At 44.4% G+C, this 22,894-nt stretch carries 25 protein-coding genes, 1 tRNA gene, 1 pseudogene and 1 riboswitch; of the genes and pseudogenes, 16 read left to right on the top strand and 11 right to left on the bottom strand.

Features of this window, described 5'->3' with window-relative positions:
- Positions 1 to 111 precede the first annotated feature (111 nt).
- A riboswitch (cobalamin riboswitch) is annotated at positions 112 to 255 on the top strand.
- Between the two features lie 189 nt (positions 256 to 444).
- Positions 445 to 657 (bottom strand): hypothetical protein, encoded by a 213-nt coding sequence (locus tag F6K20_RS01955; protein WP_154659813.1) that lies wholly within the window; start codon positions 655 to 657, stop codon positions 445 to 447.
- A gap of 150 nt (positions 658 to 807) precedes the next feature.
- Between F6K20_RS01955 and F6K20_RS01950 the strand changes: the two genes are divergently transcribed.
- Positions 808 to 1,584: a HupE/UreJ family protein gene (locus F6K20_RS01950; protein WP_287293483.1), complete on the top strand. Its 777-nt coding sequence runs from the start codon at positions 808 to 810 to the stop codon at positions 1,582 to 1,584.
- Between the two features lie 328 nt (positions 1,585 to 1,912).
- On the opposite strand, the pseudogene F6K20_RS01945 reads toward F6K20_RS01950, so the two are convergent.
- Positions 1,913 to 2,885 (bottom strand): annotated as a pseudogene (locus F6K20_RS01945) (transposase family protein); the annotation flags it as partial.
- Between the two features lie 435 nt (positions 2,886 to 3,320).
- Positions 3,321 to 3,524, bottom strand: coding sequence for a hypothetical protein (locus F6K20_RS01940; RefSeq protein ID WP_008179222.1), 204 nt, complete (start codon positions 3,522 to 3,524; stop codon positions 3,321 to 3,323).
- A 180-nt stretch (positions 3,525 to 3,704) separates the two neighbouring features.
- On the opposite strand from F6K20_RS01940, the gene F6K20_RS01935 reads away from it, so the two are divergent.
- Positions 3,705 to 3,899 (top strand): hypothetical protein, encoded by a 195-nt coding sequence (locus F6K20_RS01935; RefSeq protein WP_353736712.1) that lies wholly within the window; start codon positions 3,705 to 3,707, stop codon positions 3,897 to 3,899.
- A gap of 430 nt (positions 3,900 to 4,329) precedes the next feature.
- Here F6K20_RS01935 and F6K20_RS01930 read toward each other — a convergent pair whose 3' ends face one another.
- On the bottom strand, positions 4,330 to 7,485 hold the full coding sequence (locus F6K20_RS01930; protein ID WP_008180522.1) for a phospholipid carrier-dependent glycosyltransferase: 3,156 nt from the start codon (positions 7,483 to 7,485) through the stop codon (positions 4,330 to 4,332).
- 100 nt (positions 7,486 to 7,585) lie between these two features.
- On the opposite strand from F6K20_RS01930, the gene F6K20_RS01925 reads away from it, so the two are divergent.
- Both F6K20_RS01925 and F6K20_RS01920 read left to right on the top strand, forming a co-directional pair.
- Positions 7,586 to 7,978, top strand: a complete 393-nt coding sequence (locus F6K20_RS01925) for a type II toxin-antitoxin system RelE/ParE family toxin (RefSeq protein WP_044492385.1) — start codon at positions 7,586 to 7,588, stop codon at positions 7,976 to 7,978.
- Positions 7,971 to 8,279, top strand: coding sequence for a helix-turn-helix domain-containing protein (locus F6K20_RS01920; protein ID WP_008180525.1), 309 nt, complete (start codon positions 7,971 to 7,973; stop codon positions 8,277 to 8,279). Before F6K20_RS01925 ends, F6K20_RS01920 begins: the two co-directional genes overlap by 8 nt.
- A 116-nt stretch (positions 8,280 to 8,395) precedes the next feature.
- Here F6K20_RS01920 and F6K20_RS01915 read toward each other — a convergent pair whose 3' ends face one another.
- Together F6K20_RS01915 and F6K20_RS01910 are read right to left on the bottom strand one after the other, a co-directional pair.
- Complete coding sequence (locus F6K20_RS01915; RefSeq protein WP_008180527.1) at positions 8,396 to 8,833, bottom strand: GNAT family N-acetyltransferase; 438 nt, start codon at positions 8,831 to 8,833, stop codon at positions 8,396 to 8,398.
- Between the two features lie 161 nt (positions 8,834 to 8,994).
- The gene (locus F6K20_RS01910; RefSeq protein WP_287293481.1) at positions 8,995 to 9,192 is read right to left on the bottom strand and encodes a hypothetical protein; all 198 of its coding nucleotides are present in this window, start codon (positions 9,190 to 9,192) and stop codon (positions 8,995 to 8,997) included.
- 808 nt (positions 9,193 to 10,000) lie between these two features.
- Between F6K20_RS01910 and F6K20_RS01905 the strand changes: the two genes are divergently transcribed.
- From F6K20_RS01905 to F6K20_RS01870, 8 genes are all read left to right on the top strand, one after another.
- On the top strand, positions 10,001 to 10,405 hold the full coding sequence (locus F6K20_RS01905) for an ATP synthase subunit I (RefSeq protein ID WP_229414363.1): 405 nt from the start codon (positions 10,001 to 10,003) through the stop codon (positions 10,403 to 10,405).
- A 76-nt stretch (positions 10,406 to 10,481) separates the two neighbouring features.
- Entirely contained in the window at positions 10,482 to 11,231 is a 750-nt protein-coding gene (gene atpB, locus F6K20_RS01900; protein ID WP_008181099.1) for a F0F1 ATP synthase subunit A, read from the top strand.
- 132 nt (positions 11,232 to 11,363) lie between these two features.
- Positions 11,364 to 11,609 (top strand): ATP synthase F0 subunit C, encoded by a 246-nt coding sequence (gene atpE, locus F6K20_RS01895; protein WP_008181101.1) that lies wholly within the window; start codon positions 11,364 to 11,366, stop codon positions 11,607 to 11,609.
- Between the two features lie 101 nt (positions 11,610 to 11,710).
- Positions 11,711 to 12,142 carry a F0F1 ATP synthase subunit B' gene (locus F6K20_RS01890; RefSeq protein ID WP_008181102.1) on the top strand — a complete coding sequence of 144 codons (432 nt, stop codon included), beginning with the start codon at positions 11,711 to 11,713 and terminating at the stop codon, positions 12,140 to 12,142.
- Between the two features lie 208 nt (positions 12,143 to 12,350).
- Entirely contained in the window at positions 12,351 to 12,884 is a 534-nt protein-coding gene (locus F6K20_RS01885) for a F0F1 ATP synthase subunit B (RefSeq protein ID WP_008181104.1), read from the top strand.
- A complete protein-coding gene (gene atpH / locus F6K20_RS01880; protein WP_008181106.1) occupies positions 12,881 to 13,435 on the top strand; it encodes an ATP synthase F1 subunit delta in 555 nt (184 codons plus the stop codon). Before F6K20_RS01885 ends, atpH begins: the two co-directional genes overlap by 4 nt.
- A gap of 170 nt (positions 13,436 to 13,605) precedes the next feature.
- Positions 13,606 to 15,123 carry a F0F1 ATP synthase subunit alpha gene (atpA, locus tag F6K20_RS01875; protein WP_008181107.1) on the top strand — a complete coding sequence of 506 codons (1,518 nt, stop codon included), beginning with the start codon at positions 13,606 to 13,608 and terminating at the stop codon, positions 15,121 to 15,123.
- Between the two features lie 90 nt (positions 15,124 to 15,213).
- Positions 15,214 to 16,944: an NAD(P)H-quinone oxidoreductase subunit F gene (locus tag F6K20_RS01870; protein WP_287293479.1), complete on the top strand. Its 1,731-nt coding sequence runs from the start codon at positions 15,214 to 15,216 to the stop codon at positions 16,942 to 16,944.
- Here the strand turns inward: F6K20_RS01870 and F6K20_RS01865 are convergent.
- Positions 16,924 to 17,250 carry a pentapeptide repeat-containing protein gene (locus F6K20_RS01865; RefSeq protein ID WP_131827179.1) on the bottom strand — a complete coding sequence of 109 codons (327 nt, stop codon included), beginning with the start codon at positions 17,248 to 17,250 and terminating at the stop codon, positions 16,924 to 16,926. The two genes, F6K20_RS01870 and F6K20_RS01865, sit on opposite strands and share 21 nt — an antisense overlap.
- A 17-nt stretch (positions 17,251 to 17,267) precedes the next feature.
- Between F6K20_RS01865 and F6K20_RS01860 the strand changes: the two genes are divergently transcribed.
- The 4 genes from F6K20_RS01860 (at position 17,268) to F6K20_RS01845 (ending at position 20,556) form a co-directional block, all read left to right on the top strand.
- Positions 17,268 to 17,459: a hypothetical protein gene (locus F6K20_RS01860; protein WP_271969070.1), complete on the top strand. Its 192-nt coding sequence runs from the start codon at positions 17,268 to 17,270 to the stop codon at positions 17,457 to 17,459.
- 30 nt (positions 17,460 to 17,489) lie between these two features.
- Positions 17,490 to 18,986 carry an NADH-quinone oxidoreductase subunit M gene (locus F6K20_RS01855; protein WP_287265138.1) on the top strand — a complete coding sequence of 499 codons (1,497 nt, stop codon included), beginning with the start codon at positions 17,490 to 17,492 and terminating at the stop codon, positions 18,984 to 18,986.
- A gap of 153 nt (positions 18,987 to 19,139) precedes the next feature.
- The gene (locus F6K20_RS01850; protein ID WP_131827181.1) at positions 19,140 to 19,421 is read left to right on the top strand and encodes a hypothetical protein; all 282 of its coding nucleotides are present in this window, start codon (positions 19,140 to 19,142) and stop codon (positions 19,419 to 19,421) included.
- Positions 19,411 to 20,556, top strand: coding sequence for a CO2 hydration protein (locus F6K20_RS01845; protein WP_008185059.1), 1,146 nt, complete (start codon positions 19,411 to 19,413; stop codon positions 20,554 to 20,556). The genes F6K20_RS01850 and F6K20_RS01845 overlap by 11 nt, the downstream gene beginning before the upstream one ends.
- On the opposite strand, the gene F6K20_RS01840 is transcribed toward F6K20_RS01845, so the two are convergent.
- The 4 genes from F6K20_RS01840 to F6K20_RS01825 all read right to left on the bottom strand — a co-directional run.
- Positions 20,553 to 21,821 (bottom strand): glutamate-5-semialdehyde dehydrogenase, encoded by a 1,269-nt coding sequence (locus tag F6K20_RS01840; RefSeq protein WP_052308445.1) that lies wholly within the window; start codon positions 21,819 to 21,821, stop codon positions 20,553 to 20,555. The genes F6K20_RS01845 and F6K20_RS01840 overlap by 4 nt on opposite strands.
- Positions 21,822 to 21,827: 6 nt before the next feature.
- Entirely contained in the window at positions 21,828 to 22,235 is a 408-nt protein-coding gene (locus tag F6K20_RS01835; RefSeq protein ID WP_287247643.1) for a hypothetical protein, read from the bottom strand.
- 249 nt (positions 22,236 to 22,484) lie between these two features.
- Positions 22,485 to 22,556 (bottom strand) — tRNA-Gly (locus tag F6K20_RS01830).
- A gap of 113 nt (positions 22,557 to 22,669) precedes the next feature.
- Positions 22,670 to 22,894, bottom strand: a 225-nt coding sequence (locus F6K20_RS01825; protein ID WP_287293477.1) for a 6,7-dimethyl-8-ribityllumazine synthase, incomplete at its 5' end; no start/stop codon positions are given.

Raw genomic sequence — 22,894 nt, 5'->3', positions numbered from 1 at the left:
ACCTCATTAAACTAAAAACCGCTTTAATTAATTACGATTAATTAAGATTAATTAATCGTAATTAATATCTTAATTAATATTTAACAAATAATATAGGTCAGATTGTGCTAAACTACCTGAAGTTCCATCGGTTCTGGTGAAGAGCACTCACCAGAGGTAACGGGGAAAGTCCGGTGCAAGTCCGGCGCTGTCCCGCAGCTGTGATGAGGTCTGTCACCTCTTAGTCAGAATGCCCGCCAATGGTGTCAGTTGTTGTTAAATGCATCTGCGAGGTACAGATGATGTCTGATGTAGCATTTCCATAAAAATTAGTCAGTAGGCAACCACATTTCCCAGTAACGTTTGTGATGCCCTTTTTGAGAACTAGTGGTTGAGTAAAAAGTATTTAATAGGTTTGATCTGTAAGCTATCAGCTATCAGCTATCAGCTATCAGCTATCAGCTATCAGCGAACAGCGATTAGCGCTACGCGCACGCTACTTGAGGTGCCAAAGGCCAACGGCTGACCACTGAGCACTGACCACTGATTGCTGACGGCTGACGGCTGACGGCTGACGGCTGACGGCTGACTGCTTACAAAGTAACTAACCCCTAAGAAAGCGCTGACAGTAACTAAGTAAGAAGAAAGTGATAAGAGACTAAAAATTAATAAATTCAACGCTTTATCACTTTCTATTTTATCAGTTTAAATGTGCTACAAGACTACTTTATACTTTTTCAAGCTAGTCTTATAAAGCCTAGTCTGTCAAGGTAATTAGCACTAAACTGTTGCAAGTATTTTTATCAGTCATTGACCAGCATTTACCAGATGTCAAAAAGCAAATTTTCCCCAAGCAATCGGTCTTCTATCTCCCGTTACCAAAACCAGAAACTTGGCTTTAATGCTATGGCTCTGTTGGTATGGATGGGGATTTTAAGTACAGCACAACAAGCTATGGCTCACCATCCCTTTGGTGGCGAGAGACCCGATAATTTCATCACAGGATTTTTGTCTGGATTAGGTCATCCCGTGATTGGTTTCGATCATCTCGCCTTTGTGATTGCTGTTGGCTTAATTGCAGCTGGATTTACCAGTGGTTTCCTGATTCCCGGTGCTTTTGTCCTCACCACCCTAGTCGGCACAGGTATTCACTTGCTGGGAATGGACTTACCAATACCAGAGATTGCGATCGCTACTTCAGTGGTGCTGTTTGGCGGACTACTGTTGAGTGCCAAAATTCCCAATATATCGATAGTGCTAGGGTTAGCCAGCTTAGCTGGTATTTTTCATGGCTATGCCTATGGTGAAGCAATTGTAGGTGCTGAAATCAGTCCAGCCTTGGCTTATCTGATTGGCTTCAGTGTGATTCAGTATGGTATCGCAATCCTAGCTCTAGGGCANTCGACTCCCGACTCCCGACTCCCTATTCCCTCTTCTCTGTTCTCTGTTCCCTATTCCCTGTTCCCTGTTCCCTGTTCCCTGTTCCCTGTTCCCTGTTCCCTGTTCCCTGTTCCCTGCTCCGAACGCGCCCCGCGTGACCCACGGCCTCAGTCCCTGCTCCCTAAAGACCGCTATACTTCATTCTTTTTCTCCCACAACAAATAAAATAACAAAAGAAAAAACAGCAATAATTATGTCCCTAATTTCCCTAATTAGCTATTTATATAATCGAATAATAATCCCATAGTATTCCAGGCAAAGGGCTGGCATCCAAAGGAAAAATGACGAATAACCAATTACTACTACCTAAAAGACACAAGGCATTTTTAATGTCCCTAAGCCTTTGAAAAACCCCTTGCATACCTAAAAAAAACCGCCTAGGATGTAATTGTGATTAGGAAATAATTAACCTGACACAAACCAAAAATAAATGGCTCTCCTAGATTAAGTGTGGTAAATTAGTATAAAAAATCTGAGGGGGTGACGAAATAAGCTAAAACGCAGATTCTATAAGCGACATAGCCCTTAAACCTCGTTGATAATACTTTCGTTTATTAGGATTTAATTTCATTAATTCGGTTACTAATTCTAGACAAACATCCTTAAACTTTATCCAGGTTTGACCATATAAACCAACGTAAAAACTGGACGGTGCGCGCCTCCAAGGCCGGGGAACCCGGCCTTGGGTCGCACCGCTATGTCTCCGCTCCATACGTCCATATTCTTTTACACGACCCACATAACTTTGGATTCCTTTACGTTTAATATGTTGACCTTTAAAAGTTGCAGAAGTATAAGCTATAGATATCAATAAAACTATAGAAATAAACCGTTTACCCTCAACTTTAGTGTTTTCTAAATTATAACCACCACTCTTGAAATCTCTAAACACTCTATATTAAATCTTTTTTTGTAAGCGGAAATTGCCAACTCTAATTTATCAAAGTTTGTCAAAATAAACCATCCTTCTTTGGCCTTGGCCTTTGGGCCACGCTGTGCGAATGGCCACGCTACGCGAACGGCGCTCTTCCTTTGAGTTTACGTTGCCACTTACCAGCAACATTAAAACTGGAAAAACCACGGGTTTTGGTAACTTTAACTCCTTGTCTTGATGCAGTCGCTCATGGGGTTTACCCCATGAGCGACTGCATCAAGAAGCGGGATAACTTTTGACAAGATTATTTGTTGTTCTGTTAAATTACTACTCCCTTTGGCAACAAAGTAAAATATACTGGAAACGCCCTTTTCTCCCAAATTAAGCTAACCATTAATAAATTGATGGAACCCCAATTCGTTCTATCAATTGCTAAATAAATTATTTGATTATCAGTAAAGTAGGTTTTCAATCAGTCTTCAACTATTGGCAACCAAACTTTGTCAAGTGTTAGATTGGGAGATCATAAAAATCTTTTAATTATTTTTATTATACTTTCAAATTTAATCGGTAAAGGGAGAGCATTGGCTAACTTTTATAAACTCACTTTTTTAATTGACTGTAAGAGATTGACGAAAATTTTTAAGGAAATATATTCGGCTAGAGTAAATTTCCTTGTTAGGTGGTTTTGGTATAATGTGGGTAACATTGTTAATAGGTAGGTTTTGTTGCAAATAAAAGACCTACCTTTTTTTACCATTTTATGGTATAATAGCGGTTTTTAATCTAGTAAGGTACAAGTTTTTGGGTTTTAGGGAGCAGGGACTTCGGAAGAGGGAAGAGGGAAGAGGGAAGAGGGAAGAGGGAAGAGGGAAGAGGGAAGAGGTAAAAAAATATGTGTACCTCATGAGGATAAAAAGCGCTATATACCATTTTTTGATTCAGCAACGCCGGATTTCTTGGTGTTATGAGAAATCACGATTGGGTTTGATGATATAGCAATTTTCATTTTGGTGAGGTACTTTGCTTATCCTTTTAAGGCAGAGGGCAGAAGTAATAAGACATTAATTTTGAAGCTTTTAAAGGCAATGAGCTCCAATAAAGACTGTACCTCATAGGTATGATAAAAGCGGTTATAGCGTTTGAGATCTGAAGGGGTACATTCAATTTTCCCGCTTAGCCAGTCCCGACTCCCTCGGTGCGCTTTCCGTAGGCGAATTAAATTCGCCACGGGTCGCACCGCTCCCGACTCCCGATTCCCTTAATGGAGTGTGGCGAGATGGGGGAGAGGGGCATTGTAAATTACCCCAAAATTCAGTTTTATTAAGTTTTGTATACTAATTAAGGTAGAAGCGAAGGTTGAAGCGATCGCATAATCATGATCAAAAAGGTGCAAATATGGGTAAATCTAATGGTTATAGCTGTAATTTGCCTCTCAGGCTGTGGTGATGGTGACCCCAAGAGCGAGACTAAGCCTACAGCAGGGAATGGCAAGCTGCAATTTCGGGCTAACGGTGAAGACTTTGTCCGACAGGGCTTTGTTTCCAAAGACCGTTGGCAAATATCTTTCGATCGGGTACAGAAGTCAAACTCTTGCGCTTCTTGATGCAGTCGCTCATGGGGGAAACCCCCAAGACCGCGCTGCATCGCTTACAAAGGGTGTGAGACTTTTGTCATGTCCTAACTGCCCTGGCGACTGCTATATTAAGTAATCGGTATCGGTAAATTGGTATGAGTAAACGCAAAGACCCAAAGAAGACGAAGACTAAATTTTTTAGTATTATTGACACATTGATTCACAATTTATTCACAATGAAAGAAAATTAGCCGTAAGCATATGCGCTACGCGCACGCTGCTTGAGGTGCCGTCAGCGGTCAGCCGTGAGCTAAAGGCTCACGCTACTTGAGGTGCTTATTTTATTCAAAAGCAGCGATTGCGCTACTTGAGGTGCTGCGCGAACAGTAGCTTGGCCACAGGCCCAAAGCTGATACGCGACACGCTGATACGCGACACGCTGATAGCTGATAGCTTACAATTAGCGATCGCTTTCAAGATCTAATCCCTGAATAACACTCCAAGCTTTGAACACATTACCTTGCATCAAGGCAGCTATACCAGATAGGGCTTGTAGTTCGGGAATAGTCCGGTTGATTTTAAGGGCAGGTTTCAGGGCTTTTTCCCCATCTTTTCCATCCCAATCATAGAGATAGACGAAGGCAAGATAAGCGTGAGCATAGGGATTTTGGGGGTCAAGTTGGGTGACTCGCTTTAATGCTGCGATCGCACCTTCTACATCTTGCTGCAATACCCTACTCAAGGCCAGAGCATAGGCCAAGTCTAGGTTATTCGGTTCCGATTCCAGCCGATAGCTTAAGGCTAAATCTGCTTGTTCTAAGTAGTCCTGAATCGGATCGTACTGGTTAATGCGGGCAGTTTCTTCAAAAACTGGTTCTAGGCCATTGAGTCCTTTAGGTAAATTAGTGGATAATATCCGCATTTGGGTGATTAAATCTAGTTCTGGTGCAGGTATGGGGCTAGCTGCGGGATCGATGGTCAAGGTAACTGTTGGTACTTGTATCGGATAGGTTTCGCCAGTTTGTCGATTCAGGTAAGTTGCTTTCAGGGTGTAGCTTCCAGCTGGGATATCTGCTGGGGGAAACATCGCCATCCGTTCAATGACTTGAAATTGAGAATTGGCAGGTGGTAATTGGGAAGAGTGTAGTTCTCCCATGGCAATACCATGGTCGTGTAACCATCGGTGAGTTGTTCGCCTTTGGCGTTCCCGAAAGGTAGGTTGAAGGTTGTTTGGTTGAAGGTTAGTTTGGGTTGAAGGTTGAAGGTTAGTATCGGTTGAAGGTTGAAGGTTAGTTTGGGTGGAAGGTTGAAGGTGAGTATCGGTTGAAGGTTGAAGGTTAGTATCGGTTGAAGGTTGAAGGTTGTTTGGTTGAAGGTTAGTATCGGTTGAAGGTTGAAGGTTAGTATCAGTTGAAGGTTGAAGGTTGTTAGGTTCCAGGTTAGTATCGGTTGAACCTTGGCCAAAAGGCCACGCTACGCGAACAACCTTCAACTTGTTAACCTTGGCCAAAAGGCCACGCTTCGCGAACAACTGGCCCACCTTGGCCAAAAGGCCACGCTTCGCGAACAACTGGCCAACCTTGGCCAAAAGGCCACGCTTCGCGAACAACTGGCCAACCTTGGCCAAAAGGCCACGCTTCGCGAACAACGGGTCAACCTTGGCCAAAAGGCCACGCTTCGCGAACAACTTACCAACCTTCAACTTGTTAACCTTGGCCAAAAGGCCACGCTTCGCGAACAACTTACCAACCTTCAAATCTACCGGTTGCCAGGTTAGGATAACGATGCCAGATTTTAATTGCTCCCAAGAACCAGTCCACTGATAAGTTACTGGTACAGGTACTCCAGCAGGAGATGTTTCTGGTATGGTGACTTGCTCTAATTTAACTCTGGGACTTGAAGTGAGAGTAGTGCTCAGTGAACCATTGCCATTGAAACTAGTGGGTTTGATGGATGATTGGTCACCCACAGGCTTTATCGATAATGGTTTTACGGCTATTGGTGGCTGCCGCTTGTGATACAGTTTCAGTTGGCTAGCATCGGGTAATTCCCAAGTCTGGTGTAGCTCAAACTCTGACCCTTGCTCAACTGCCTGAACAATAGCTGCTTGGGATTCTGGGATTGACCCTTGGGCACCAGTTTTAGTGAGGAACCAAGAAAGCGATCGCATATCCTGTTTCACTTGTTTGGCTTGGGTTCCCACTTGACGCCCGTATACTTGGAAATTGGCTAATGCACCATAGTAATTGAAGTTGTGTTGGTTAATGTCTGGGGTTGATGGTAATACTCCTAAGTTAGAGCGCAAGTAAGGTTGAGTCTTGATGATTTCAGCAATTACCTTCCGATGAGGCCATGGCTGTCCTAAGTAGGGAAAATGTTGTACACGGGGACTAAGTAATTGAGTCAATCCTCTACCTCCTAATGGAAATAGATTCAACATCATCAGTACAGTTGCTAGCCCTACCGTGCTCCAACGCATCGGTTTACCCCAACGATTAGTCCAGCAGGTTAAGCCATAAGCCAGAAACAGTGATAGCACTGGAACTAATGGCAAAATATAGCGAGCATCTTTATTAATATTCAATGAACACAATAGATAACCACCCACTATGAAGACCCCTAGCCAGGTTAGTGACCAGATGGGGGGATGGGGGGATGGCAGATTGTTCGATTTTGCGATCGCGGATTGCTTGAGCCCATACTTGAGCCCATAAATTAATAGTCCTACTATCGGTATTAACAACAGCGGCCAAGAGATCAGGTAAGGTAAGATTTTCCAGTAGTAAACCCAAGCATCAAGGGTATTGAGGGCTGGGTCTCCTTCTGCGATCGCGGAATCAATGGTTGCTCGCTTGCCAGAGGTCAATATCAACAACCAATTAATCCGGTACCATGGACCAAATAGCAAAACTGATACCAGCAAACCCCCGATTAATTGAGCTAACCTTTGCCATTGCCTCTGCCACAGAACCCTCACCCCAGCCCAAGCGATTGGCACGAATAGAAAAAATAAGGCGGTTTGCTTAACTAGCAACGCTAATCCTAAACAAAGCCCAAACCCCAACCCCCACAACCATCCTTGTCTTACTGTGGTTCGGGATAAGGGTGTCTTGGCCCTTGCCAAACTCCACCACACTGTCAGAGACCAAAAACACAAACTGACTACTGTGGTTAAGGGATAATCCAGCAAAAATTCTAAACGGTAGCGATATAGTCCTGGTAACAACATGACTAAACCAGCAGCCCATAACCCTACCCGGCGGTTAAATAACACCAGCCCTAATCCATAAACTGAAGCAATTAACACTCCACTACATAAAACTAGCGCTATCGTAGCTAGCTCTGGTTCGGTTCCAAACAGCTGCTGAACCATTGCGGCAATAATATAAGTCAATGGCGGGACTTTTGAGGAAATTGCCCAAAAACTGCTCCACCACTCCCCAGAGAACCACTCAGGATGCTGCAACGCTTGCCAGTAATTCAAGGAACCGGTCAAATAATCCGCCTGGTCCCAAGCTGGAACAGAGTGATCTAGGGCAAACCAAATGCGATCGCAAAATCCACTCCCTAGCCAAATTAGTCCTAGAATTACTGGATCTCTCAAGCGTCTTTTCATAGTGGTGAGTGCTAGGTGCTCAGATGAATTAGCTACAACAATCTTACCTGTAGTGATATTGACTTATTATAACAATATTGTTATATTAGGATGGTGTGCTGTGCCGGAAACCCGTGTTGTTTTCTTCCAGGAGGAGGATGGGGAAGTTCCAGTCCTAGAATGGTTGACGCAACTTTTGCAGTCAGACCGTAAAGGTTATGCCAACTGTGTTGCCCGAATTAAGCTACTTGCGGCATCTGGATATGAACTGCGTCGTCCAGTGGCAGATTATCTGCGTTCTGGTATTTATGAGTTGAGGGCAAAGCATCGTCGTGTGCAGTATCGTATCTTGTATTTTTTTTACGGACAGAATGTGACGATTCTCGCCCATGCTATTACCAAGGAACAAGCAGCAGTACCGGACATTGATATTGAAAGGGCAATCTTGAGAAAGGGTTTATTTGAAGAAAACGCACATGTTCATACCTATGTAGAGGAGGAAGAAAATGACTAAGACTTCTGATGCGATTAAAATTCTTAACAAGAAAATTCGTACCGACCCCGAGATGGAGGAAATGATAGCAGAAGCTTCTCTTAATGCAGAGGTGGCACAGTTGATTTATGAAGCCAGAACAAAAGCGGGGTTAACCCAGAAACAGCTTGCAGAACTTGTGGGTACAAAGCAGCCTGTGATTGCACGACTGGAAGATGCTGATTATGAAGGACACTCCCTTTCGATGTTGCAAAAAATCTCTCGCGCTCTCAATCACCGGGTAGCGATCGCGTTTATCCCTACCGCAAATCTGATTCCATAGACCATTTGCAAATATAGCAATTCTCAATTCGATGACGTAATTTCGTGTAGGGTTTTAGGGACTAGGGAGTAGCGATGCATCACGATTACCTATTTATTGTCACCTTTTTAGCTCAATTATATTAACTCATTTACCATCTTCACATGAACAATACCAGCCTCCTCAAAGGAGTCTCCCATTATTTCAAAACCTAACTTTTCATAAAGCCCTTTCACATACTCTTGAGCATGAACTACCACTACCTTAATTCCAGCTTGGTCAGCTAACTCTAATGCTTTAATCATCAACTGTTTCCCAATGCCCTTACCTCTAGCATCAGACAAGACAGCTAACCGTTCTATTTTTGCCGTTTTATCATCTAGATATCTTACCCTAGTTGTGCCTACTGGCTGATTATTCCAATAGGCTAATAAATGCTTCGCTATTTCATCCTTACCATCAAACTCTAAATCCGCTGCTACCCCTTGTTCAATCTGAAAAACCTGCACCCTGATTAACGTAATTTCTGATAATCGTTCAGTATATCCAACAACTTTAATAGTCAACTCATCCATTTACTTATTCCAATTATGTAAGCATATGCGCTACGCGCAGGCTACGCCAACAGCAGTCAGCCGTCAGCCGTCAGCTTAAAAGAAACCTCAGCACTTCAAGTAGCGTACCCATAGCCCATAAGCTGATAGCTGAATGCTTACCCAATTATTAACTACTTAAATTATAATATAGTGGTTTCTATCTTAATGAGGTACACAGGATTTTTTCTTTCTTCCCTGTTCCCTGTTCCCTGTTCCCTGTTCCCTGTTCCCTGTTCCCTGTTCCCTGTTCCCTGTTCCCTGTTCCCTGTTCCCTGTTCCCTAAAACCCAAATCCAAGCCCCCGTTGGTCCCCCAATTTTGGGGGACTTCTACCAGCAAATTGATTCTTGTTCCCCCCAGAATTGGGGGGCTAGGGGGGCAAAATTCAGTATCAAAAAACTTTTCAGATATCCTCTGACCATGTCCGTATTTATTGAGTTCAATTCAGTAATATTTAACCAATATTTTTGTTGGGTGGTACCTTTGTTGCCTCTCGCGAGTTGCGAGATTCTTCCTAAGAAGGATGCCAAATGATATATAACGCGATGCTCGGTACAAGCCGCTACGCGATTGGCCTACGGCCACGCTACGCGAACGCATCGGGATAGCAATACAAGATATAGACTTTCCCTGTTGAGTAACTTTTATTGCTTTGTCTGTTGGGTCGAACATAGTGAAACCCAACCTTGGCAATGGTTTTGTTGGGTTTAGCTATCGCTCCACCCCTGCCTACATAAAATCCAGGGTTTTTGCACTCAAGTCAGTCAATCAGGCAGTTATCAGGGTCTATCACGACGCGGCCACCCCCTCAAGGGTGGAGCTATAGAAACTTTCGTCTGCACCTCAAGGACTTAAAGAAAATCATTGGTGTGGTGAGCCTCAGTCTGCAACCTTAGTTTGTGTAGTCACTACCTATCCGTTACATGCACTTATCCGTTGCCCCATTTATCCATCACCCTGTCAGCCGAAACCCTTATTTATACCGCACTTCGGAGGGATTAGTTATTTTTATACCAGATTTGTTAAGTATTGTGACCTTTCCCATGATATGATTACGTCTGGTTTGTGAAAACAAGCCAGATCACTGGACTAGCATTTGCTGCTACCGGTGAACTTGTCAGATGACCCTCTTGAGAAACCATTGACCATGGAGGAAAACACGCAAACAAGTTACTTATCCCCTTCAACGAGTTCGTCAATGCAGGAGTATTACCAACTCAAACAAACTCTGTTGTTGGTCACCCTAGTCGCGACAGGGATTATTTTCATCTGTGTGTGGCTGGTTTACTCCCTCAACATTGCCTTAAATTATTTGATCGGGGCGTGTACTGGTATGGTTTACTTGAGAATGTTGGCTAAAGACGTAGAGCGGCTAAGCCAACAAAATAGACGTCCGAGCATGGCTCGGTTTGCGGTTTTTATTGGGATAATTGTAGTAGCCAGTCAATGGCAAAAATTACAAATACTTCCTATATTTTTAGGGTTTCTGACGTACAAAGCCGCAATTATCGTCTATGTGCTGCAAAGCCTAGTAAATCCTACCTCTAAGTAAGATTTATTTAAGTCGGATTTATTGGTAGGATAAACAGACGTTTCACCCTTGACAGAAATCTGGGTAAATCTCCAGAATGGAAATGATAAATGCTTTAAACGTTCTGAATTCTTTACCCCTTGCTTCCTTAGAAGTTGGTGAACACTTTTATTGGCGGATTGGCAATTTAACATTACACGGTCAGGTTTTTCTCACCTCCTGGGTAGTGATTGCTATTCTGGTAGTAGCTTCCCTTGCGGCAACTCGAAATGTCCAAATGGTTCCTGGCGGTATCCAAAATGTGATGGAGTACGCCCTAGAATTTTTGAGGGATTTAGCGAAAAACCAGCTGGGGGAAAAAGAATATCGCCCTTGGGTACCTTTTATCGGTACACTGTTTTTGTTTATCTTCGTGTCAAACTGGTCAGGAGCCCTAATTCCTTGGAGTATTATCGAGCTACCATCCGGTGAGCTGGCGGCTCCTACCAATGACATCAATACCACCGTTGCTTTAGCCTTACTAACATCCTTGGCGTATTTTTACGCTGGTTTGAGCAAGAAGGGTTTAGGTTACTTCGCTGGCTATATTCAGCCAATACCAATCCTCTTGCCGATCAAGATTTTAGAAGACTTCACCAAGCCCCTCTCCCTAAGCTTCCGTTTATTTGGCAATATTTTGGCAGATGAACTGGTAGTAGCCGTGTTGGTGCTGCTAGTGCCTCTGTTTATTCCCTTGCCAATTATGGCGCTAGGTCTATTTACCAGTGCAATTCAAGCCCTGGTCTTCGCTACCTTGGCAGCTGCCTACATTCACGAGGCAATAGAAGTCGAAGGCGAAGAACATTAAGGGATAACCTTATGATGGGAATGGCACGGTAGCCTTAAATTAGGAATAGTTGGAATTGATGACTCCTTCGGAGAATCCTTCTGACTAGTAGCTCTGTATTTTGTTCTTTAATCACGGATAAGAAAAATCATCATGGATCCAATCGTTGCTGCTGCTTCAGTTGTCGCTGCTGCTCTTGCTGTCGGTTTAGCTGCTATCGGCCCTGGTATCGGTCAAGGAAACGCTGCTGGTCAAGCTGTAGAAGGTATTGCTCGTCAGCCGGAAGCTGAAGGAAAAATTCGCGGTACTCTGCTGTTAACCTTGGCATTCATGGAATCCCTGACTATCTATGGTCTGGTAATTTCTCTGGTACTGCTGTTTGCTAACCCATTTTCTTAGAACCTGATACTTTATGTAGAGACGTTGCAGGCAACGTCTCTACATGGTAGGTCTGATACGGTCAATTGTTCGGTTTTATTCCGATTGGGAATCTGTGAAAAATGTTTGATTTTGATGCTACTCTGCCTCTGATGGCATTGCAGTTTCTGGTTTTGACAGTTGTATTAAATGCCATATTCTATAAGCCACTGACAAAAACCCTCGATGAGCGTGACGAATACATCCGGAATCAGGAATCTGATGCCAAAGAACGCTTGTCTAAAGCCGAAAAAATGGCTAAAGAGTATGAAGAACAGTTGGGTCAAGCCCGGAAGCAGTCTCAAGCTGTGATCGCTGCTGCCCAAGAAGATGCCAGAAAAATGGCAGCTCAAGCGATCGCTGAAGCCCAACAAGAAGCTCAGGCTGAACGAGCAAAAGCTCAAGAAGAAATTGATCAACAAAAACAGCAAGCAATGGCTTCCCTCGAACAACAAGTCGATGATCTATCTAGCCAAATCCTAGAAAAATTGTTAGGGCCAGCGTTAGTAAGATAAATGGTTGGGCCTTGACCGCCTGACCCATATATTTACTACAACTCCTAAGAGATTGGCGATGTGGGAGTACTGTCAAACTATGTCAAACTATTAATTATCTTGAGATAATTGTCTTGAGATAATTGTCTTGAGATAATTATCTTGAGAGTAGGTGGACAGGTCATAGCTTAGCAAGATTATGCGTTCAAAACAATTGTAAACGGATATGATGGGGAATTTAGTATTATTGGCAACAGAAGCTCATGGAGAAGGTGGTTTCGGATTAAACTTTAATATTCTTGAAACCAACCTAATCAACCTGAGTATTTTGTTGGGGGTACTGTACTACTTCGGTCGCCAATTAGTGGGAAACGTTTTGAGTGAGCGACGCTCAAAAATTGAACAGACTATTAAAGAAGTAGAAGCTCGTCAAAGACAAGGAGCCGAAGCCTTAGCAGATCAACAGCAGAAGTTAGCTCAAGCCCAAGTCGAGGCAGAAAACATTCGTGCTGCAGCAGAAGTTAATGCTAAAGCAGCTAAAGAGGCAATTTTGGCCGCTTCGGCTCAAGAGATAGAACGGATGAAAGAATCAGCAGTTCAGGATTTGAACTCGGAAAGGGAACGAGCCATGGCCGAACTACGTCAGCGAGTTGCTACTATGGCAATGGCTAAGGTGGATTCCCAACTAAGAGAGACATTAGATGACTCTGCTCAACAACAATTAATTGACCGCAACATCGCTCTGTTGGGAGGTGGCTCATGAAAGGTGGTTTTTTGAGTGGCCAAGTACTCGAACCTTATGCAGAAGCTTTCCTCGATTTGGCTAAGTCCGATAACGAACTCAAAGGCAAACTGAGTGAGGATGTAGATACTCTGCTGAATCTTTTGAAAGAATCGCCACAATTGCAGGAGTTTTTAGGCTCTCCTGTGGTCAAAGCTGAGGATAAAATCGGGGTGTTGCAACAAATTGCTGGGGACCAACTTCACCCCTACACCATGAATTTTTTAAGAATTCTAGTAGACCGTGGGCGCATTGTGTTTTTGGAAGGCATTTGCCTGAAGTACCAAGAACTTCTCAGGGAGTTAGATCAAACTGTTTTGGCTGAGGTCAGTTCAGCAATAGAACTCAGTGAAGCTCAGCAAGAATCAGTTCGTGAGAAAGTTAAGTCCCTCACGGGAGCCAACCAGGTGGAACTGCAGACAAAAATTGACCCGGATGTAATCGGTGGTGTGATCATTAAAGTCGGGTCTCAGATATTTGATGCCAGTCTCAAAGGACAACTACGTCGCATCGGTATGGCTCTGACCAGTTGAAGTACGTCACGTTGGTGGTTGTTAGCCTGAGGCTTCCCTTTTAGGGTAGGTTAGTAAGTTAAAAGTTAACCCCTTGGGAAATAACCTTGAACAGTTAATAGTCAACAGTCAAAAGTCAACAGTTAATAGTTAACAGTAAACAATTAGTTAGTTAACGATAAAAACACATCATGATTAGCATTAGACCAGACGAAATTAGCAGCATTATTCGGCAGCAAATTCAAGGGTATAACCAAGGTTTTGCGGTTTCCAACGTTGGAACGGTTTTGCAAGTTGGTGATGGTATTGCCCGGATTTATGGCTTGGAAAAGTGCATGGCTGGGGAACTGCTGGAGTTTGAAGATGGCACCGTTGGCATTGCCCTGAACTTAGAACAGGACAATGTGGGTGCAGTGCTGATGGGGGATGGTTTACAGATCCAGGAAGGTAGCTCGGTTACTGCTACTGGTAAGATTGCTCAGGTACCCGTCGGAGAGGCACTGATTGGTCGGGTAGTTGATGGCTTGGGTCGTCCCATTGATGGTAAGGGGGATATTCAAAGCACTGAATCCCGTCTGGTGGAATCCATTGCCCCAGGGATTATTGCGCGGCGTTCAGTTTGTGAACCCATGCAAACTGGAATCACCGCTATTGACGCTATGATTCCCATTGGACGGGGTCAGCGAGAGTTGATTATTGGTGACCGACAAACCGGGAAAACTGCTATTGCTGTAGATACGATCATCAACCAGAAACAAGAAGATGTAATTTGTGTCTATGTTGCTATTGGTCAGAAGGCATCTACGGTAGCCCAAGTGGTGAATACCCTCCAGGAAAAAGGAGCATTAGACTACACTGTGATCGTGGCAGCGAATGCCAATGACCCAGCTACTCTACAGTTCTTGGCTCCCTACACCGGTGCCTCGATTGCCGAGTACTTTATGTACAACGGTAAGGCAACCCTAGTGATTTATGATGACTTGTCTAAGCAAGCTCAAGCCTATCGCCAGATGTCCCTACTGCTGCGCCGTCCACCAGGACGGGAAGCTTATCCAGGAGATGTGTTCTACGTCCACTCCCGGTTGTTGGAACGGGCAGCTAAACTGAATGATGAACTGGGTGGTGGTAGTATGACCGCACTGCCTATTATTGAAACTCAGGCTGGTGACGTATCAGCTTACATCCCGACTAATGTAATTTCTATTACCGATGGTCAAATCTTCCTCTCCTCTGACCTATTCAACTCTGGTGTCAGACCAGCGATTAACCCTGGTATCTCAGTGTCACGGGTAGGTTCTGCTGCCCAAACCAAGGCCATGAAGAAAGTGGCTGGTAAGTTGAAGCTAGAACTAGCCCAGTTTGACGACTTGCAAGCTTTTGCTCAGTTTGCCTCCGACTTGGATGCCGCAACCCAAGCTCAGTTGGCTCGGGGTCAACGTTTACGGGAAGTGTTGAAGCAACCTCAGAATTCACCCCTAGCTGTGTTTGAGCAAGTGGCAATCGTTTACGCTGGACTCAATGGCTATCTCGATGATGTGCCTACTGATAAGGTGACAACTTTTACTCAGGCACTGCGGGAGTACTTGAAAACCAGCAAGCCAGAGTACGTTGAGATCATCAAAAACGAGAAGAAGCTCACTGATCAAGCCGAAAGCATTCTAAAGGAAGCGATCGCAGAATACAAACAGACCTTCCTAGTCTCTGCTTAACAGGTTAAAGATTAGTTTCGGTTGCAGGTTAATTTCCGTTGCAGGTTACCGGTTAGTAGGTTGCAGGTTAGTAGGTTGCAGGTTAGTAGGTTGCAGGTTGCAAAGGCTTCATTACAAGAAGCCGTGCAAGAGATACAGTTTCACTGGCTAATGGTTGCTGATATTGACATATCCTTTGTTCTGGAAGTCTCACCAGTGAGTACTGCAGCAATGGAGTTTATCACCAGCCTAAGTCTATTGGCTCAACTCTATGCTCTTGGATATATGGAGAAAGATTGGGGATTAGCTCGCTTCTTTGCCCTGATGGGGTTTTTTGAAGGGGCATTGATTGGAATTGTCTTGAGTAATTCCTTATTCCTGACCTATGCTCTGTTGGAGATGCTCACGCTGTGTACTTTGTTAATTGTGGGTTTTTGGTATGCTCAGCCTTTAGCACTCAAAGCTGCCCGAGATGCTTTTTTAACCAAGCGTGTAGGAGATATCTTGCTGCTAATTGGGGTGGTGAGCTTAGCCACCTTTGCGGGAAGCTTAACCTTTTCAGACTTGTATACCTGGGCTTATTCAGCTAATCTACCGCCACTCGTAGGTAACTTACTGGGATTGGCTTTGATTGCTGGTCCAATTGGTAAATGTGCCCAATTCCCCTTGAATTTATGGTTGGATGAGGCGATGGAGGGACCGAATCCCGCCTCAGTACTTCGGAATTCCTTGGTGGTGACTTGTGGTACTTATGTGCTGATTAAACTGGTGCCGATCGTGACCATGATCTCACCGTTGACCTTATCAGTGTTAGTAGTTATTGGTACTATCACAGCACTAGGCACCTCAATGGTAGCGATCGCACAAATCGATATTAAGCGATCGCTTTCCCATTCCACCAGCGCTTACATTGGTTTAGTATTTATCGCGGTTGGAATGCAGCGCTCTGATATTGGTGTGATTTTACTGGTTGCCCATGCCTTTGCTAAAGCCCTGATGTTTATGAGCATCGGGGGGGTAATCTTGAACACCAATAACCAAAATCTAGCTGAAATGGGGGGCTTAGGGTCAAAAATGCCCGCTACTAGCACTGCCTTTGCCGTGGGTATCGTTGGTCTGATTGGACTTTTCCCCCTGGGTGGCTTTTGGGCAATGAGTGAAGGGATTAACGCCTTTTGGTTTGATGCCCCTCTTCTGGTCATACCCTTTCTCTTCGTTAACGCAGTTACTGCCTTAGGTTTAGTCCGGGTGTTTCGGCTCGTTTTCCTAGGGAAACCCCAAGCGAAGACCCGTCGAGCACCAGAAGTACCGTGGGCTATGGCATTACCAATGGTAGCGTTAACCATACTGACATTGCTGGTACCAGTGCTAATGCGTCCGATGGAATTGCTATCGGAATGGGAGTACCTCAATCCCCTAGCCGAGGTAACCTTGGTAATCTCTGGTGTCGTAGGTTGCACTGCAGGGGCTTTAATTTACCTACCCAGAACCTGGTCGCGGTCAATTCGGATGCCGTTGAAATTGTTCCAAGACCTATTCGCCTATGACTTTTACCTGGACGAACTGTATCGTTACACCATCGTGTTTGCTGTTCTCCTATTTTCCAACATTACAGCTTGGATCGATAGATATATCGTTGATGGGTTAGTCAATCTGGTTGGTTTAGGAACAGTATTTAGTGGTCAAGGCCTAAAATACAGCGTTTCCGGTAAATCACAGTTTTATGTACTGACTATCCTATTAGGAATCAGCTTATTGGCAATCTTCATCACTTGGCCCTTGAATCAGTGGTCTTTGAGTCAGTGGTCTTTGGAGCAGTGGTCATTGTTCATAGGTGATTAGTTGAAGGTTAGCTGGTTGAAAGTTAGCTGGTTGTTCGCGTAGCGTGGCCTTTTGGCCAAGGTTAGCTGGTTGTTCGCGTAGCGTGGCCTTTTGGCCAAGGTTAGCTGGTTGTTCGCGTAGCGTGGCCTTTTGGCCAAGGTTAGCTGGTTGTTCGCGTAGCGTGGCCTTTTGGCCAAGGTTAACAGGTTGAAAGTTAACAGGTTGAAAGTTAACAGGTTGAAAGTTAACAGGTTGAAAGTTAACAGGTTGAAAGTTAGCTGGTTGAAGGTTAGCTGGTTGAACGCGATCGCGTGGCCAATAGGCCAAAGTTAGCCCTTTGACTGTTGAAGCTTCAACCCCAAACAACCTTTAACCCTAAACAACCTTCAACCCTCAACCCCAAACAACCTTCAACCTTCAACCCCAAACAACCTTCAACCTTCAACCCCAAACAACCTTCAACCTTCAACCCCAAACAACCTTCAACCTTCAACCCCAAACAACCTGCAACCAAACAACCCCATGACAACAGTTAGTAAACAAATGATTAGGAGACTGGTCGATTTATGTTGAGTGCCTTGATTTTGGTACCAATACTGAGTGCCGCTATAGTGGGGTTTTGGCCCGGGAATGTCACTGCTAAAGCAGCTCGTCAAATTTCCTTGGTAGTTACTGGTGGTATTTTCCTCTGGTCAGTAATATTGATGACCATGTTTAACCCCGGTGACGTGAATCTACAATTTCAGGAAAATCTTCCTTGGATTCAGGCGATCGGTTTGACCTATAGTTTAGGGGTAGATGGTCTATCATTGCCCTTACTGATCCTAAATGGTCTGCTAACCGCAATTGCCCTGTACTGCACAGATTCCAACGTCATTCGCCCTAGGTTGTATTACGCTCTGATGCTCTTGCTGAATGGCGCTGTTGCCGGTGCCTTCCTAGCTCAGGATTTACTGCTGTTTTTTATCTTCTATGAGCTAGAACTCATTCCCCTATATTTGTTGATTGCCATTTGGGGGGGTAAGCGCAGAGGCTATGCTGCAACCAAGTTTCTCCTCTACACAGCCCTTTCCGGAGCCTTGGTTCTAGCGTCATTCCTCGGCTTAGTGTTTTTGAGTGGTTCCTCTAGCTTTAGCTACACCGAGACCAGGGAGCTGGCATCATTACTACCCGTTGCTCAGCAATTAATTCTCTTAGGAGCGGTTCTAATTGGCTTCGGGATTAAAATTCCCTTTGTGCCATTCCATACCTGGTTGCCAGATGCCCACGTGGAAGCATCAACCCCAGTTTCAATTCTATTAGCTGGTGTGCTCCTGAAATTAGGTACCTATGGTTTGTTGCGGTTTGGCTTAGGTTTGTTTCCGGAACCTTGGACAATTCTGGCACCTTGGTTGGGAATTTGGGCAGCAGTCAGTTCCCTTTACGGAGCTTTTAATGCCATTGTCCAGAAAGACATGAAAAAAATGGTGGCATATAGTTCTGTCGCTCACATGGCATACATTCTGTTAGCTGCTGCTGCTGCCACTGAGTTAGCGTTGGTATCCTCAGTTTTACAGATGATCAGTCACGGGTTAATATCAGCGCTACTGTTTTTATTAGTCGGTATCATTTATAAGAAAACTGGCTCACGGGATATCACTGTCCTCAATGGTCTATTAAATCCGGAACGAGGTATGCCAGTAGTTGGTAGTTTGATGGTGCTTGGTGTAATGGCTAGTGCTGGTATCCCTGGCATGGTGGGATTTATCTCTGAGTTTCTGGTCTACTGGGGTAGTCTCCAGGTATTGCCAATCCCAACTATCCTATGCATGCTCAGCACCGGTTTAACGGTTGTTTACTTTTTACAACTAGTTGGTGGAGCCTTCTTTGGTCGTCTGGCTAACCATTTAACTGATTTACCAACCGTTAAGTTCACAGAACAATTACCAGGGCTGGTTTTAGCACTATTGATTGTGGTTCTGGGACTACAACCAGGATGGTTACTTAATTTAAGTGAACCGATCACAGCAACTTTGGTAACGACACCACCGAATGTAGCTGTGAAGGTATCAACCAATAGTTGAAGGTTAACCCGTTGAAGGTTAATAGGTTGAAGGTTAACAGGTTGAAGGTTAGCTAGTTGAAGGTTAACAGGTTGAAGGTTAACAGGTTGAAGGTTAGCTGGTTGAAAGTTAGCTGGTTGAAAGTTAGCTGGTTGAAAGTTAGCCCTTTGACTGTTGAAGCTACCCTTCGGGAACGCCAAAGGCGAACAACCAAACAACCTTCAACCTTCACCCCGAAACAACCTTCAACCTTCAACCCTTCGGGAACGCCAAAGGCGAACAACCAAACAAGCTTCAACCTTCAACCCTTCGGGAACGCCAAAGGCGAACAACCAAACAAGCTTCAACCTTCAACCAAACAACCTTCAACCAAAACAAACCTTCAACCTTCAACAACCTTCAACCAAACAACCTTCAACCCGAAATAACCTTCACCCTAATTATTATGTTAGTTAGCCAGAAAACCAAACAAAAGCATCCCCTAGAGGAGTATATACAGCGACTACAAACTGGTAGTGCCCTGCTATCGGATTCCCCAGAAAACCTTATGGAAGTAGTGGGTATACTTCACAGTTACGGGATTGTTTTAGATGCTTACTCCCGCAATCTTATCTACACTGCCGATCATCAATTTTTAGTGTTTTTTCCCTTCTTTAAATACTTTAATGGGGAGATTTCATTCTCAAAGCTTTTACGTCATTGGTGGCACGACCGAATTAACTTTGAGTACGCTGAATACTGTATGCGCTCGATGTTATGGCACGGTGGTGGGGGGTTAGATACTTATCTCGATACCGATGAATTTGAGCAACTATGTGCCAAAGCAATTCAGGCAAAGTTTAAGACCAATCCCCTGATGCTGGGAATGAACAAGCTATTTCCTGAATTCTTGCCCGAACAAGTGCGAATGCTTGCCTATTACAGTGGATTAGGGCAATTCTGGCGGGTGATGAGTGATATATTTATGTCCCTATCTCAGGGCTATGACCAAGGGGAAATTAAGTCGATTCCCCAAGTGGTAGACCATATTAAAGCAGGGTTAGTCGCAGCAGCAAACAAACCCATTACCTATGCCCCTAAGATTGGGGATAAAAGGTATGAGATTATTCCCGAATCGGTTGGTTTGACCTTCCTGTCTGATACAGGAATACCCTATGTAGAGGCAATTTTCTTCCGGGGAACACCCTTTCTGGGCACAGTATCTCTCAATGCCCAAGCGTACCAGATTTCCCCAGATCAAACTCGATTTACCTATGGCGCGTTGTATGCTGACCCATTGCCTATTGGTGGTTCTGGAATTCCACCGACATTGCTGATGCAGGATATGAGGCATTATCTACCCAACTATCTCAGAGATTTTTATATGCGATCGCATCGGGGTGAAATTGACTTGCGGGTTAGAATTTGCCAAACCTTCCAGAAATCTATGTTTTGTGTAACTACAGCTGCGATTTTGGGGCTAGCCCCTCATCCCATGGATACCACGGATCCTGCTGAACTTGACGAAAATCGAGCGTATTTGGAATACTGGATGGATCGATTTATCCCCTCCCGGTTGAGAGCAGCTAATGGTCAAATGACCAACGCCTAAAACTGCCCATTACCCTGAACTACGTGTTTAAGGGTAGTGAGAGTCTCCAGGCTAATCATGCCGCTATGATGTCCTTTTTGGTTAGACATACCTAGAAACACGGAGTCTCCTGGTTGCGGATTCCGTGAAAATCTTGGTGAAGAATTAATGTAAACCGATGCACTATCTACACCTAAGGCAAACTGACGGCTTTCCTGATAAGAATCTGTCACCAGGCAGTCAGCATGACCGCTGCTATATTGATTAATCCAAGCAATCCCTGACTCTATGCAATCTACCACTTTCAACGCAATAGTTTTGGTCAAATAGGCTTGACCCCACTCGGATTCTGCTGCTAAGGTCAATTGTTCAGGAAACTTAGCCACTAGATGGGCATCACCTCTGAGTTCAAAACCGTTTTCCTTGAGGTTGTTCAACAGGGTAACTAAGGCAGAGGTTTTTTGATTCTGGTTAATCAGAATTTTTTCAATAGCATTGACCGGATCCGGCTGACTGGCGTGGCTATCTAAAACCATATGCCTAAGCAGATCGACGTTACCATTAGCAGACCAGTAAAGGTAGCAGTTACCAATGGCCGATTGCAAAACTGGTGCAGTTGATTGCTGGATCACCTGCTTGAGCAGGGTTGGTCGTCCGTGGGGAATTACCAAATTCAGATATGGATTTTGAGTGACCAAATCCCGAATCGAAGCTCCCTGTCCAGAGGGGAATAGTTCCAGACATCCCGTTGGCAAACCGACCTCATCCAAAGCATTTTGCAACGCTTGAGCAATCACCTGGTTAGATTGACTGGCTTCGCTACTGCCTTTGAGAATCAGGGAGTTACCAGTTTTGAGACAAAAGCCTGCGGCAATTGCACCTAGTTCAGGGAATGCCTCATAAATTAGAGCAATCACTCCCAACGGCATTAGCTGACAGTAGGTCTGAGATTGGTCAGTTTGATAGGAAGCGTTCATCACCCGCCGGATTGGATCAGATAAATTTCCAATCCTTTCCAGGATCCCGATAGCCATCTGTAGCCTTTCTGGTGTTAGCTTCAGCCAGTCCAAAATTAGGTCTGGCACTGCCATGTCCCTACTGGTTTCCAGATCTAGGGTGTTAGCTTCCAAAATATCATCAAAGGAGTTTCCCATTGCTTGAGCCATGGCCTCGATGCCACGAGAGCGCTCTTCTCCCTTGGTGTTTGCCAATGCCCGAGAAGCATGGTGGACACTGGCCATTAAATCATGTAACTTCGAGGCCTTGCTCCCAGAGTCTGTGTTCATTGTTAGTTAACGCCGGTAAGCTAGCCAAACCATCATAGCCGGAAGTACTGCTAGCAGTACTGCCAGTAATGCCCATACTATGATACCTGGCCCTTTTTGGGAGTGAAGTGCCAAAGGCAACCAGACAATCAGCAGAACTAAGACAATACCCAACGCTACAGGTAAGTAGCTTTCCCCAAGACTACCATGGATTGTATTCCAACGATGTCCTGTCCAAAGCCAAGCTTTTTTATAGGGGTAGTGGGTGGATAGTTGCTCAATCACATAACCACTTTCGTCTACCACAAAAATTTGCTGACAGCGATTGCAGCCAAGGGCTTCGGTCAGTGTAATTGGCACTAAATGACCCCGACGCCGACAAGGGCAGGGATACTCAGAGTTTAAGTCAATCTTTTGACCTTTTTGAGATTGCACAAGCGTTATTAAAAACCAAAAGACATCTGGTTAGGTTTATCAAAAAACCTTGAATTGGTAGTGCTGCATGATTATTTAAATATTGGGACACTATAAAGCGTATGGTGTCCCCATCTATTATAATAAGCTTATTCTTTAAGGTTATTGATGGACACTGCCACGGTTTGCATCAAGTTGGATACTTGAGCTGAAGGCAGCATGCCCAAAGTTGTATTACTTCAGCTATGACAGGTTTATTGACTATCAGTAAGCGGGTAACGCGATTCGAACGCGCGACATTCACCTTGGCAAGGTGACGCTCTACCACTGAGCTATACCCGCACCTCAACTTATCTCTTTCTAGTATGTCAGATCAGCCAAAATTTGTCAACCCCTTTTACATAAGCTTTCAGATTCAAGAAAATTAGGAAAATCTCCCAAGATTAACTCATATGTTAGGAATCAGGGTCAGATTCTGAAGCAATTGTCCAATTTGTCGAGAATGGTAGAGTTTGTTGGCTTAAAGTTCCCTGTTCAGACTCTTCATAGCCTAATATTGACTCTTGACCCCGAAAACTCCGGATCAGGTTAGCCATTTCTATGGCATTCATGGCATATTCCCAACCTTTATTGCTCTTGATTCCCGCCCGTTCTAGAGCTTGCTGCATGGTATCTACAGT

It is taken from the genome of Moorena sp. SIO2C4, assembly GCF_010672485.1.
In the GTDB taxonomy this organism is placed as follows: domain Bacteria; phylum Cyanobacteriota; class Cyanobacteriia; order Cyanobacteriales; family Coleofasciculaceae; genus Moorena; species Moorena producens.
This window is presented reverse-complemented; position numbering and strand designations above follow the sequence as displayed.

What these genes read in the sequence shown, in the direction of transcription:
- F6K20_RS01935 (WP_353736712.1), top strand. Translation starts at nt 3,705, where the DNA reads ATGGTTATAGCTGTAATTTGCCTCTCAGGCTGTGGTGATGGTGACCCC.
- F6K20_RS01930 (WP_008180522.1), bottom strand. Translation starts at nt 7,485, where the DNA reads ATGAAAAGACGCTTGAGAGATCCAGTAATTCTAGGACTAATTTGGCTA.
- F6K20_RS01920 (WP_008180525.1), top strand. Translation starts at nt 7,971, where the DNA reads ATGACTAAGACTTCTGATGCGATTAAAATTCTTAACAAGAAAATTCGT.
- F6K20_RS01915 (WP_008180527.1), bottom strand. Translation starts at nt 8,833, where the DNA reads ATGGATGAGTTGACTATTAAAGTTGTTGGATATACTGAACGATTATCA.
- F6K20_RS01905 (WP_229414363.1), top strand. Translation starts at nt 10,001, where the DNA reads ATGGAGGAAAACACGCAAACAAGTTACTTATCCCCTTCAACGAGTTCG.
- atpB (WP_008181099.1), top strand. Translation starts at nt 10,482, where the DNA reads ATGGAAATGATAAATGCTTTAAACGTTCTGAATTCTTTACCCCTTGCT.
- atpE (WP_008181101.1), top strand. Translation starts at nt 11,364, where the DNA reads ATGGATCCAATCGTTGCTGCTGCTTCAGTTGTCGCTGCTGCTCTTGCT.
- F6K20_RS01890 (WP_008181102.1), top strand. Translation starts at nt 11,711, where the DNA reads ATGTTTGATTTTGATGCTACTCTGCCTCTGATGGCATTGCAGTTTCTG.
- F6K20_RS01885 (WP_008181104.1), top strand. Translation starts at nt 12,351, where the DNA reads ATGGGGAATTTAGTATTATTGGCAACAGAAGCTCATGGAGAAGGTGGT.
- atpH (WP_008181106.1), top strand. Translation starts at nt 12,881, where the DNA reads ATGAAAGGTGGTTTTTTGAGTGGCCAAGTACTCGAACCTTATGCAGAA.
- atpA (WP_008181107.1), top strand. Translation starts at nt 13,606, where the DNA reads ATGATTAGCATTAGACCAGACGAAATTAGCAGCATTATTCGGCAGCAA.
- F6K20_RS01855 (WP_287265138.1), top strand. Translation starts at nt 17,490, where the DNA reads ATGTTGAGTGCCTTGATTTTGGTACCAATACTGAGTGCCGCTATAGTG.
- F6K20_RS01845 (WP_008185059.1), top strand. Translation starts at nt 19,411, where the DNA reads ATGTTAGTTAGCCAGAAAACCAAACAAAAGCATCCCCTAGAGGAGTAT.
- F6K20_RS01840 (WP_052308445.1), bottom strand. Translation starts at nt 21,821, where the DNA reads ATGAACACAGACTCTGGGAGCAAGGCCTCGAAGTTACATGATTTAATG.